This window comes from Zobellella sp. DQSA1, from assembly GCF_041950555.1.
In the GTDB taxonomy this organism is placed as follows: Bacteria; Pseudomonadota; Gammaproteobacteria; order Enterobacterales; family Aeromonadaceae; genus Oceanimonas.
This window is the reverse complement of the sequence record NZ_CP169531.1, coordinates 3,566,139-3,578,197: the sequence shown is the minus strand read 5'-3', so window position 1 is coordinate 3,578,197 and position 12,059 is coordinate 3,566,139. Positions and strand designations below refer to the sequence as shown.

10 protein-coding genes and 1 pseudogene are annotated in these 12,059 nt (G+C 52.3%); 4 read left to right on the top strand and 7 right to left on the bottom strand.

Going from position 1 to position 12,059, the window contains the following annotated elements:
- From ACEVBK_RS17085 to ACEVBK_RS17075, 3 genes and pseudogenes are all read right to left on the bottom strand, one after another.
- Window positions 1-594 carry a TRAP transporter small permease gene (locus ACEVBK_RS17085; protein ID WP_375056098.1) on the bottom strand — a complete coding sequence of 198 codons (594 nt, stop codon included), beginning with the start codon at window positions 592-594 and terminating at the stop codon, window positions 1-3.
- A 49-nt stretch (window positions 595-643) separates the two neighbouring features.
- Entirely contained in the window at window positions 644-1,672 is a 1,029-nt protein-coding gene (gene dctP, locus ACEVBK_RS17080; RefSeq protein ID WP_375056097.1) for a TRAP transporter substrate-binding protein DctP, read from the bottom strand.
- Between the two features lie 401 nt (window positions 1,673-2,073).
- Window positions 2,074-2,696: pseudogene (locus ACEVBK_RS17075) on the bottom strand (cbb3-type cytochrome c oxidase subunit I).
- Window positions 2,697-3,115: 419 nt separating this feature from the next.
- Between ACEVBK_RS17075 and ACEVBK_RS17070 the strand changes: the two are divergent.
- The 4 genes from ACEVBK_RS17070 to pcaF are packed head-to-tail and all read left to right on the top strand — an operon-like array spanning window position 3,116 to window position 6,821.
- A complete protein-coding gene (locus ACEVBK_RS17070) occupies window positions 3,116-3,955 on the top strand; it encodes a 3-keto-5-aminohexanoate cleavage protein (RefSeq protein ID WP_375056096.1) in 840 nt (279 codons plus the stop codon).
- On the top strand, window positions 3,952-4,956 hold the full coding sequence (hemB, locus tag ACEVBK_RS17065; protein ID WP_375056095.1) for a porphobilinogen synthase: 1,005 nt from the start codon (window positions 3,952-3,954) through the stop codon (window positions 4,954-4,956). The genes ACEVBK_RS17070 and hemB overlap by 4 nt, the downstream gene beginning before the upstream one ends.
- The gene (locus ACEVBK_RS17060) at window positions 4,943-5,623 is read left to right on the top strand and encodes an alpha/beta hydrolase (RefSeq protein WP_375056094.1); all 681 of its coding nucleotides are present in this window, start codon (window positions 4,943-4,945) and stop codon (window positions 5,621-5,623) included. The genes hemB and ACEVBK_RS17060 overlap by 14 nt, the downstream gene beginning before the upstream one ends.
- Window positions 5,616-6,821 (top strand): 3-oxoadipyl-CoA thiolase, encoded by a 1,206-nt coding sequence (pcaF, locus tag ACEVBK_RS17055; RefSeq protein WP_375056093.1) that lies wholly within the window; start codon window positions 5,616-5,618, stop codon window positions 6,819-6,821. Before ACEVBK_RS17060 ends, pcaF begins: the two co-directional genes overlap by 8 nt.
- A gap of 2 nt (window positions 6,822-6,823) precedes the next feature.
- On the opposite strand, the gene ACEVBK_RS17050 is transcribed toward pcaF, so the two are convergent.
- The 4 genes from ACEVBK_RS17050 to ytfE all read right to left on the bottom strand — a co-directional run bounded on the left by ACEVBK_RS17050 (window position 6,824) and on the right by ytfE (window position 12,038).
- Window positions 6,824-7,738 carry a DMT family transporter gene (locus ACEVBK_RS17050; protein ID WP_375056092.1) on the bottom strand — a complete coding sequence of 305 codons (915 nt, stop codon included), beginning with the start codon at window positions 7,736-7,738 and terminating at the stop codon, window positions 6,824-6,826.
- A gap of 59 nt (window positions 7,739-7,797) precedes the next feature.
- Complete coding sequence (locus tag ACEVBK_RS17045; RefSeq protein WP_375058595.1) at window positions 7,798-8,553, bottom strand: helix-turn-helix transcriptional regulator; 756 nt, start codon at window positions 8,551-8,553, stop codon at window positions 7,798-7,800.
- A gap of 541 nt (window positions 8,554-9,094) precedes the next feature.
- The gene (locus tag ACEVBK_RS17040) at window positions 9,095-11,368 is read right to left on the bottom strand and encodes a nitric-oxide reductase large subunit (protein ID WP_375056091.1); all 2,274 of its coding nucleotides are present in this window, start codon (window positions 11,366-11,368) and stop codon (window positions 9,095-9,097) included.
- Window positions 11,361-12,038: an iron-sulfur cluster repair protein YtfE gene (gene ytfE, locus ACEVBK_RS17035; RefSeq protein ID WP_375056090.1), complete on the bottom strand. Its 678-nt coding sequence runs from the start codon at window positions 12,036-12,038 to the stop codon at window positions 11,361-11,363. Before ytfE ends, ACEVBK_RS17040 begins: the two co-directional genes overlap by 8 nt.
- Between the last annotated feature and the right edge of the window lie 21 nt (window positions 12,039-12,059).

Below are 12,059 nucleotides of genomic sequence, written 5' to 3'. Positions count from 1 at the left end.
CTACCGCTTCGTTTCGGTATCGGCGTAGCTGTCCACCACCTGGGTGGAGAGGTACACCTGGTCGCCGGTGATATTCTTGATGGCCGTCAGCAGATACTGGATGCCGGTAACGGCGAAGCCGACCGGAGCCCAGATATAGATCCACCAGATTTCAATACCCAATGCCGGCAGGATACGGCCGCGGCTATACAGGGTTTCTATGTAGCCATAGGAGTGATAGCAGAGGAAAAACATCACTACCGACGTAAATAGGGCGATGAAAATCATCAGTACCTTGCGCACCCGGGCGGGAAACGCATCGTACAACGCCGACATGCGGATATGGCGGCCATGGCGGGCCGCGTAACCGAGGCCGGCGAAGGTGATGAAGACGATGAGTATCCGGTTGATCTCGCCGGAGAAAAACAGGCCTTCTCCGAATACAAAGCGGGCGACCACGCTGACACAGGTGTTGATTGCCATCAGGATTACACCGGTGGCCAGCACCACGGCTTCCATTTTGGCAATCCATTCGTCGACGATACCCAGAAAGCCGGGCAGGCCCGACTTGTAAGAACCTGTGTCGTCTTCTACCTCTGGGGAATGCTCGGGCATTGGGTTTCTACTCCAGAACAGCAGGCTCCCGCCGGGAGCCTGCGCAACCTCAGTTTTGCTCTATTTCTTGCAGGTCTTGCTTGAATTTATCCAGCAGGTCCTGGCCACGCTGGCCGGTCATCTCGATAAATTTCTTTTCTACTTGCGGAGCACGCTCTTTGAACGCCGCTATCTGCTGATCGTTCAGGCGGGTAACGGTCACCTTGTCGTTGCTGCTGGTGATCTTCTCCAGCGCACGATCGGCCAGGCCGTCGATATGCTCGATGATCTCTTCAAAGGCGTAGTCGGCGGCATCCCTCACCAGCTTTTTGTCTTCATCGGAGAGGTCGTTGTAGAAGTCCTGGTTGGCCATCATGGCGGTGGTGAACCAGCCATGGCCGGTGAAGATCAGGTTGGGAGACACCTCGTACAGGCCGCCGGACTCAATCCAGAAAATCGGGTTTTCCTGGCCCTGGATCATGTTGGTTTGCAGGGCGCCGTACACCTCACCCCAAGGCAGCGGCGTCGGGGTGGCGCCGAAGGCGGAGTAGGTTTCCGACAGCAGCGGATTGGTCATGACCCGGATTTTCTTGTTGTTCAGCTCTTGGGGGGTGGTGACTTGCTCGTCGAGGGTGATCACCATTTCTCCCTCGGGATACATCTTCAGCAGCTCCAGCCCCTTCTCGGCGTACAGCGCGGGGAAATCCTTGTTGATGGCTTCACTGTTGCGGAAGAAAGTGATCACCGTGTCCATATCGGTGGGCATCAGATAGGGAATAAAGAAGATCTGGGCCTCGGGGATCAGGGAGCCGGTAAAGCCGGGGGACTGATTGACGAAGTTGAGGATGCCGTCCTGGGTTTGCTCCATGATGTCGTCGGATTCGCCCAGCTCACCGAAACGGTAAACCTGCAGGGTGTGGTCCGAGTGCTCCTCTATGTATTCCTTGAACTTGTAGGCGTACACGTCCTGAACATCGCCTTCGTACTCTTCATGGGCGTAGCGCCAGTTGGCGGCGTTCACCGCACTGGCGGCGGTGATGGCCGCCAGGGCCAGTGTCGGCAGGGCGGCCCGTTTCCCGAGTTTACTGAAGTTGTTCATCGCGTAATCTCCACTTTTTTGAGTTGTAACTTCCTGTGCGTTTTTAAAGACTGACAAAATAAAACGGCTCGCGCAAGGAAAGATCACCATAAAATGGCCGGGTTCTCTGTGGCTTTTTTGTTTCAACTGATTGAAATTTAGGTTTGTTTTTCGTGCTGCGCGGGCGTGTTAAGCACCATCCCGCATATGGTTACGGCGGCGAGGATCGCTTATTTCGGTACCGAAATGAGGGCTGATTATGGTTTTGATGCTAATCATTTAAGCGGTGAATCCTGCCAGCTTCTCTCTTGCAGGATCGACTTGTAGGGGCCATTTCTACGGACCTTTTCACGGCCGCCCCGCAACAAAAAGCCCCGGTGCCATCGGCGCCGGGGCTTGGTTTTGAGGCTTATGCCTTAGGGTTACTTGACCAGCTCAACCACGCCCTCTTCCGCCTGCTTGCCGCGGGGCCAGAGGCCGATGACGACCTGCCAGGTTACCGCCAGGGCGCCGATGATAAACACGATGTCACCGAAGGTGCGCACCCAGCGCAGGGTTTGCAGCAGGCCCTGCTGCATAAAGCTTTCGCTGCGGGCGTACCACAGGCCTTCGCTGGCGCTGGCCACGAACTGGATGACCCCCACCGGTAGCACGCTGGTGAACAGCATCAGCACCAGGCCGCCGTTCAGCCACCAGAAGGCGGTTTTCATCAGCGACTCGTTGAACACCAGGTTGGGGCGGATGTAGCGCAACACCAGCAGGGCGAAGCCCAGTGCCAGGAAGCCGTACACCCCGAACAGCGCCGCGTGGGCGTGGTGTTCAGGCCCTGGATATAGTAGAGCGCGATGGGCGGGTTGATCATAAAGCCCAGCACCCCGGCACCCAGCATGTTCCAGAAGGCCACGGCCACGAAGAAGGTCAGCGGCCACTTCACGTTTTCCATCCAGGGGGCGCGGTGCTTCAGGCGCCAGTTTTCCCAGGCCTCGTAACCCAGCACCACCAGGGGCACCACTTCCAGCGCGCTGAAGGTGGCGCCCACCGCCATGATGGGGGGGAGAAGTACAGGTGGTGGAAGGTGCCGGGAATGCCGCCCAGCATAAACAGCGAGGCCGAGGCCAGGCTGGCGGTGGTGGCGAACACCTCGAAGAAGCCTTCCACCCACAGGTGCACTATCCACCAGCGCCAGTATTTAAAATACTGGTGTCCACGACAAACTTGGGAATGATGTTTTCATTTTGTTGATTACAGGTTTTTGTGTGTTGTTATTTGTTCGTTGTTATTTGTTTGTTGTTATTTGGGTGTTGTGATGTAAAGTTATATTTTTGATTGCTCCTTGAGTCGGAGGGTAGTTATTTATGCTATATGTTTCCTCTTCTAAATAATATATGTCCTGTTTTCTTAAGTATGATTGTGGTAATGGCTTTAGTATTGAGGTGTTTATGATTGATGATAAGAGTATTTTATATGAAAAAGTTAATTATCACCGCCGCTGTGAATGGAGGGATTACTCCTCGTAGTAAAAATCCTGCTGTTCCTTATACTCCTGAGGAAATTGCTGATTCTGTTTACCAATGTTGGATGGCTGGGGCAAGTGTTGCACATATTCATGCTCGTAATGTGGAAGGTAAACCTAGTTATGAATTTGATATGTGGAAAGAGATTTACGAATGTATTCGTAACCGATGTGACATTATATTGAATTTTAGTACTTCTGGATTAAATCTACCACCGGATGCTCCAGAGGAAAAAGCATGGAACCACCTTCCCTTGCAGCCTGAAATCGCATCATTCAATTGTGGATCAGTCAATCATGGGGATAAACCTTTTATAAATTCCCCATCCATGGCCAAAAAATTGGCAGTTGATCTAGAGCGATTTAATGTGCTGCCAGAAATTGAAATATATCACTCTGGTGTCATAAATGAGGCTGTCACATTAAGAAATCAAGGTTTTTTGAAATGTCCTCTTCTGTTTTCCTTCGCAATGGGGATTCATGGTGGAGTTGATGCAACCTGCAAGAACTTACTTAACCTGATAGATAATTTGCCAGAAAGAAGTATTTGGTCTGCGATCGGGATAGGGCAGGCGCAGCTTCCAATCAATATGTACTCCATTCTGCTTGGTGGTCATGTTAGAACCGGGTTGGAGGATAATGTTTATTATCGCAAAGGTGAGTTGGCAACAGATAATGCTCAACTTGTGGATAGAGTTGTACGTCTTTCACATGAGCTTGGCCGTGATGTTGCTAGTCCGGCAGAAGCTAGGGAAATCATGGGGCTGCATATTCCGGAAACGACGTTATGAACTATGTGAATATAATCCGTCGTCCTCGTAGGTTACGTCGAAATAAGGAGATGCGTCATCTTGTTAGGGAAAGTAGGTTTAGCTTGGATGATTTAATTCAGCCTATTTTTGTAGAGGAAGGAATAACAGAACCTGAACCCATTGATAAGCTTCCAGGGATATTCAGGGTGCCTGAGTCACGACTTGGCGACGAAGTTGAGTCTCTATATCAGCTCGGTATTCGCTACGTGATGCCTTTTGGAATATCACACAACAAAGACGAACAGGGTAGCGACACTTGGTCTGATAATGGGTTATTGACACGGATGATTCGTATCATAAAGCAGCAGCGTTATGACATGGTTGTCATCCCCGATATTTGCTTCTGTGAGTATACCACTCATGGTCACTGCGGAGTGGTTTCGTGTGGACATGTTGATAACGATAAGACGCTCGAAAACCTGGTCAAGCAGTCAGTCATTGCCGCAAGAGCAGGAGCCGACATGCTGGCTCCTTCTTCTATGATGGATGGCCAAGTAGGTGCGATCCGTTCTGCCCTGGATGAAGCTGGATTTTCTCATGTAGCTATCCTGGCTCACGCGATAAAGTTCTCATCTGCATTTTATGGTCCTTTTCGAAGTGCTGTCGGTTGCGAACTTGTAGGGGACCGTTACGGATATCAAGCGGATTATGCAAATGGCCGTCAAGCCATGATAGAAGCTCGTTTAGACGAAGACCAAGGTGCTGATATCTTAATGGTTAAACCTGGTACCCCGTATTTGGATGTAGTAAGCCGCCTTCGCGGCCGTACCGATCTGCCGATTGCGGTCTACCAAGTGGCTGGTGAATATGCAGCCATAAAATTTGGATCCCTGGCTGGAGCTTTCGATGAGAAAAATATGGTGTTGGAAGTTATCACAGGGTTCAAGCGTGCTGGCGCCGACATGATCGTTAGTTATTTTTCTCGCCAAGTGGCTGAATGGTTTTACAAAAAACAGATAGAGGCTAATGATGAATATTAAAGAATTTTGTGATGGTCGTTATCCTGTAACACACATTGGGGAGAAAATAAACACTAAGAATAAAGTTGTAATCCTATTACATGGACGAAGACAATCAGTAGAAGATATATTTAATATGGCAGAAAAGTTGGGTTTTTCTCGAGTGTCATGGCTTCTCCCGTGTGCTCCAGAGAAAACTTGGTATCCTCATGGGTTTCTTCGCCCATTGAATATAAATCAGCCTTATCTCGATGATGCATTGTCATGCATCGATTATCTGATTGAACTATTGAGCATGCATGGTGTTGAACGGAGAAATATTATAATCATGGGATTCTCTCAAGGTGCTTGTATAGGCAGTCAATATTTAGCATCTTTTCGTCGAAAATTAGGGGGGGCTTTATTATTCACTGGGGGACTATTTGGTCCGGAGGTGAGTCTTCCCATTGATGAAGAAAAAGCACTGCTGAATATGCCAATCTTTATAACTGGAAGTGCCACTGATAGTTGGGTTCCAGCTTCTCGCATTATTGAAACAACCAGATACTTCAGGAGTCTTGGCGCTGAGGTGAAGGAGGTGGTATTTGAAAATAGAGATCATCTGGTATCTGACTTAGAGATAGAAATGGCGAAAAAGTGGTTGTCAGAATATTTAGAGCTACATACTGAGGAAAAGAGCCATGTATGATGCTTTTGTTTGTGACTATGTACGCACACCTATCGGGAAATATGCTGGCTCTCTTTCCAGTGTTAGAGCTGACGATCTAGCTGCTGTTGTTTTAAGAGCATTGAAAGATCGCCATGAAAACATAGAGTGGGAATATTTGGATGACGTGATATTGGGGTGTGCAAATCAATCAGGAGAAGATAATAGAAATGTGTCTCGTATGAGCCTTCTCCTGGCAGGTTTTGATGTGAGTGTTCCTGGAACTACGATTAATCGACTTTGTGCGTCAGGAATGGATGCTCTCGCGATGGCCGCCCGTTATATAAAGTCTGGTGAGGCAGATCTGTTGCTAGCTGGTGGCGTTGAATCAATGTCCCGAGCGCCATTGGTTATTCCTAAATCGGAGCATGTGTTTTCTCGTCGAACTGAGATCTTTGATACTACAATAGGCTGGCGTTTTGTTAATCCAAAAATGCAGTCTTTATACGGCATCGACTCTATGCCTGAAACTGCAGAGAATATAGCGGAACAATTTAACATAAGCCGCGATAGTCAAGATTGTTTTGCTCTTTGGAGTCAGAAAAAGTATGCTGAGGCAGCTAGAGCTGGTATTTTTAACAATGAAATAACTTCAGTGAAAATTAGTTCATCTCGTGGTGAAAGCACTCTGGTGAAAAATGATGAACATCCACGGGTTACAACTTTTGAAAAACTTAACTCTCTTCCAACGCCATTCCGTAAAGTCAATGGCACTGTCACAGCAGGTAACTCATCTGGTATAAATGACGGGGCGGCGGCACTGTTACTTGCTTCTAATGACTCAGTTCTTCGATACAATTTACAACCTCGTGCTAGGGTAGTTGCTAGCGCTTGTGCGGGGGTGCAACCCCGCATCATGGGGATAGGTCCAGTTCCAGCCGTGCGTAAGGTGTTAAAGCTGGCCGGACTATCACTTGATGATATAGATGTTCTGGGAATTAATGAAGCTTTTTCCTCTCAAGCGCTTGCTGTTATCCGTGAGTTGGGGCTGGGTGAGCAAGATCCACGGATAAATCCTAATGGTGGTGCAATTGCTCTCGGACATCCATTAGGAATGAGTGGTGCCCGTATAGTAGGCTCTGCAATTAATCATCTTCATCGTTTCAACGGCCGTTATGCCCTATGCACAATGTGTGTGGGTGTGGGACAGGGTATAGCAATAATTATAGAGCGTTGCTAATTTCACCTTATTGGCAGTGATGTCCTGTTAACGCCATTCTGACGGGACATCACATAAAGCCCAGCACCAACTAAGGTACCTCCGGCTATTTCATTCCACTCTGGATGTTGTCCTGTTAGGATAAATGTCACCAGTGCAGAAAACAAAGGGCACAGAAATAAAAAGCCGCTGGTTTGTACCGAACCTCCTATTTTTAGTGCTGCAAACCATAACCCTATCGCTCCGGTCGACGCTGGTATCGCCAGCCAGAAGAACATAATCCAGTGGTAGCTGTTGGATGGTAGAGAAAAAGACTGTTTACTCAATGCAGCAACAACAATGAGTAGCAGAGAGCCAAGTAGCATTTGCCAGAAAGTGACTATCCAGGGAGAAACTGAAATATCAAATTTTTTATTCAGAACGGTTGAGCAAGCCCAGCAAGTTGAAGCTAGCAAAACTAAAACGTCCCCATAACCTATGCTGTCGGTGCCGCTAAGGGTGAGTCCGATACAAATTATAACCCCAAAAAATGCAAGGGTTAGCCCACCCAGAGCTGGCCATGATGCCTTCTCTCCCAGAATGAATCGTGAAAAAACAACAACAAGTAAAGGGTTGCTGGCCATTATAATAGCTGCCTTAGAGGGGGTTGTTGCGGTTAAACCAATATTCAGAAGTGCCATAACCCCTGTAGTCTGAAGTGTTCCAATAACTAGTAGCTTTATCCAAGATAATTCACTTAATGAAAATCTTTCTTGGCGAACTTGTAAAAAAATAAAAGGCGTTAAAGATAGTGCGGCAATCAGGAATCGTGTGGATGCAGTCCATAAGGGGGACATGTCTTCCATGACTATCTTAGTGCTGACAAATGAAGATCCTTGTAGAAATGTAGATGCAATAACTAATAGAAAATATTGGTTGGTGACCGTTCTACCTTGCATGATTATATACTCCACTACATAATGCTATAGAGGTGGAATAATAGCAATTTCAGTTTTTTTTATTTGTCAGGAAAAGACAGTATTTGTTGAGAGTAGGACTGTTTGTTTAGATACTCTCTGGGAGACTTACCTGTTACACGTCTAAACATGACGGTGAAGGCGCCTTGTGAGGAATACCCTAGATTTTCTGCAACCTGACCTACAGCTTCTCCAGTAACCAAACGTGGGATAGCGTCCACAATACGAAGCTGTTCACGCCAGTGTACAAATGAGATGCCGACTTCGGTACGAAATAATCGTGTCAGGGTTCGGGTTGTTGCGCCTACCTCTTTAGCCCAATCAGTTAGCGAGCGTGGATCCCCGGGATTATCCAGTAAAGATTCACAAATTCTTCTCAGCCGCTTGTCTTTTCCCATGGGCAGCTTCAAACCACTTTCGGAGGACAGCCTCATTTCTTCCAACGCCAATGACAGCAAGCGGGCCTCGAAGCTATCGGATGGATAGTCTATCGGAAAGCTCGCGGCTCGAAGCAGTAACTCGCGCAGCAGGGGAGTAACACTGATCCCAACTGGATATGAGGGTAAACTGATCGAAAACTCCCGAACATTCACAAATAGCGTACGCAGCGATACGGATGTGCTTGCCGTCATTTCATGCTCGACATGGGGAGGCATCCATACCCCGCGCATGGGGGGCAGCAGCCAGTATTCATCCCGGGTGCGCAGCTTCATCGTACCGGTGCTTGCATATATCAGCTGTCCCCTCGAATGTTGGTGTAGGAAAACATGGCGACCAGCCGGGTACTCTTTGGACATGGGTACTACGGGATTTCTTGCATTCTCCCACTTATCAAGATTTGTGCCCTGAGAGTGATTCGCCTTCATGTCTTCAATACAGCCTTTTTGTTGATGGTATGTGTGGTTTGCGCATCTGGGAGTCGGAGCCATGAGAAGGTGGAGTGTTGCCGTTCCAGCGGTAATCGATGGCCTGTTCCAGATAGCGACGAGATGCCGCTCCATGAGAATCATACCGCTTGCCAACGCCGCTCGATATATGCGGTATATCGGTAGTATTGTCAATACCAAGGAGTTCTAACTTGGTTTTTCAAATATTAACCTAGTGGCAGTTTACATCTGGTGAATCAGGCCTAAAAGCCGCGTACTTACTGGGCTTCCTGGCAATCGAAACTGCCGCCGGGCTAATAAATACCTCTCTGTGTTTCCCTAAGAGGGCGTTAATTGATGCAGGAACGGTTCGGGCTGTTGGCAACAAGGGAAGGATGGGGGGCTCCGGTGCCAACAAAAAGCCCCGGTGCCATCGGCGCCGGGGCTTGGTTTTGAGGCTTATGCCTTAGGGTTATTTGACCAGCTCAACCACGCCGTCTTCCGCCTGCTTGCCGCGGGGCCAGAGGCCGATGACGACCTGCCAGCTGACCGCCAGGGCGCCGATGATAAAGACGATGTCACCGAAGGTGCGCACCCAGCGCAGGGTTTGCAGCAGGCCCTGCTGCATAAAGCTTTCGCTGCGGGCGTACCACAGGCCTTCGCTGGCGCTGGCCACGAACTGGATGACCCCCACCGGTAGCACGCTGGTGAACAGCATCAGCACCAGGCCGCCGTTCAGCCACCAGAAGGCGGTTTTCATCAGCGACTCGTTGAACACCAGGTTGGGGCGGATGTAGCGCAACACCAGCAGGGCGAAGCCCAGGGCCAGGAAGCCGTACACCCCGAACAGCGCCGCGTGGGCGTGGGTGGGCGTGGTGTTCAGGCCCTGGATATAGTAGAGCGCGATGGGCGGATTGATCATAAAGCCCAGCACCCCGGCACCCAGCATGTTCCAGAAGGCCACGGCCACGAAGAAGGTCAGCGGCCACTTCACGTTTTCCATCCAGGGGGCGCGGTGCTTCAGGCGCCAGTTTTCCCAGGCCTCGTAACCCAGCACCACCAGGGGCACCACTTCCAGCGCGCTGAAGGTGGCGCCCACCGCCATGATGGGGGTAGTGGTACCGGAGAAGTACAGGTGGTGGAAGGTGCCGGGAATGCCGCCCAGCATAAACAGCGAGGCCGAGGCCAGGCTGGCGGTGGTGGCCATTTTCTTGGACACCAGGCCCATGCTGCAGAAGATAAAGGCCAGGGCGGTGGTGGCGAACACTTCGAAGAAGCCTTCCACCCACAGGTGCACTATCCACCAGCGCCAGTATTCCATCACCGAAATGTGGGTACGCTCGCCGTAGAAGAAGCCGGCGCCGTAGAACAGGCCGATGGCGGCACAAGAGGCGGTGAGCAGGGCCAGCAGGTGCTTGTCGCCGGGCTGGCGCAGGGCGGGCACTATGCCGCGCAGCATCAGCACCAGCCACAGCACGATGCCGATGAACTTGCCGATTTGCCACAGGCGGCCCAGGTCCACGTATTCATAGCCCTGGTGACCCAGCCAGAAGCTGAGGTGGGCGGGCATGATCTGGGCGATGGCCAGGTAGTTGCCGATAAAGCTGCCCGCCACCACGGCGACCAGGGCCCAGAACAGCACATCGACCCCCAGTTTCTGGAACTTGGGATCTTTGCCGCCGTTGATCATCGGCGCCAGGAACAGGCCGGCGGCGAGGAAGCCGGTGGCAATCCAGAACAGGGCGCTTTGCAGGTGCCAGGTGCGCACCAGCGAGTAGGGCAGCCACTTGGACAGCTCAAAACCGTAGAAATGCTGGCCTTCCACCGTGTAGTGCGCGGTGAGGCCGCCCATCAGCACCTGGAAGGTGAACAGGGCCACCACCAGGAACACGTACTTGCCCAGGGATTTTTGCGAGGGTGTGAGTTTGAAGCTGGTGAGCGGATCCCGGGCCGGGGCGGCCGGCTCGTGCTCTTCTTCCTTGCGCAGGAAGGACCAGGCCCAGATCAGGCCGCCTACGCCGGCGATCAGCAGCACTACGCTGACGATGGACCAGACGATGTTCTCGGCGGTGGGCTTGTTGTCGATCAGCGGCTCGTGGGGCCAGTTGTTGGTGTAGGTGGCCTCGCCGCCGGGGCGTTCGGTGGCGGCGGCCCAGGCGGTCCAGAAGAAGAAGTTGTTCATGTCTGCCCGGCGCTCGGCGCTTGGCAGGGTGTTCTCCTTCATGGCGAAGCTCTGGCGGGTGCCGCGCAGGGCCGGATCGTCACTGAACAGCTTGTCGTAATAGGCACCGGTGTCGGCCATGGCGGCGGCCCGGCGTTCGGACACCACTAGCACGTCGGCCTCGGCGTCGTAGCTGTTGAACCGGTATTCCCGCTTCAGCCGGTGTTGCAGCAGCGCCTGCTGTTCGTCTTCCAGGTTATGGTAGGCGGTACCAAAGTCTTCCACCGCGGCCAGCTCCAGCCAGGCTTCCAGCTCCCGGTGCAGCCAGTCGGCGGTCCAGTCCGGCGCCTGGTAGGCGCCATGCCCCCAGATGGAGCCGAGCTGCATGCCACCCACCGATTGCCAGGCGGTCTGGCCGTCGAGAATGCCCTCTTTGGTGGTGAGCAGGGTACCGCTTTCGGTAACCACCTGGGCGGGGATGGGCGGCGCCACCCGGTAAACTTCACGGCCGAAATAGCCGAGAATGGCGAAGGTAATGCCGAGAACGACGAGCAGTATCGTCCACAGGCGACGATAGTTAGCCATGGTGCACCTCCTGGCGCGGGGATGGTTGGAACAGGATGTTGTTTTCCAGGTGGATGTGTTGCATTAAATCGGTGTGCAGCTCATCGATGCCGGCATAGAGCGCCTGCCAGGTATTGCAGGCCTCCGCCGGCAGGCTGAGGTGGTGGGTCAGCTCCAGCAACCGGACCAGGGCCTGGCCGTGGTCGTCGTGCTCCATGCGCATCACGCTGATGGGGCCGCGGGCCGGTTCGAACAGATCCCGGCGCAGCATGGGGAACAGGATCTGCTCCTCCTTCTGCATATGGCTTTCCAGCTCCTGGCGCATGGCGTCCAGGTGATCGGCCAGGCCAGTGGGACAGTCGGGGCTGTCGCCGTGCACCGCTTCTACCCGGCGGGCCAGGCGCAGCAGCTCGACCAGCTGCTCCCGGTGCACCGCGTGGTAGCGGGTCAGAATATAGTCAATAAGATCCGCGGTGCCGGCCTGGGCCCAGTTACGGCCACTGTCCTGCTGGGCCGGCAGGGCTTCCAGCTGGGCCAGCAGCTCGGCGCCGTCCAGGCCGCGTTCGGCCAGGGCCTCACGCAGCAGGGTGTGGCCGCCGCAGCAGAAATCCAGCCGGTGCTGATGCAAGATGCGGGTAGCGCCGGGAAGGTCCCTGGCGATTGAGCCGAGGGAATGGTCAAGCAGGCTCATGGTATTGCTCCTTGATTGGGG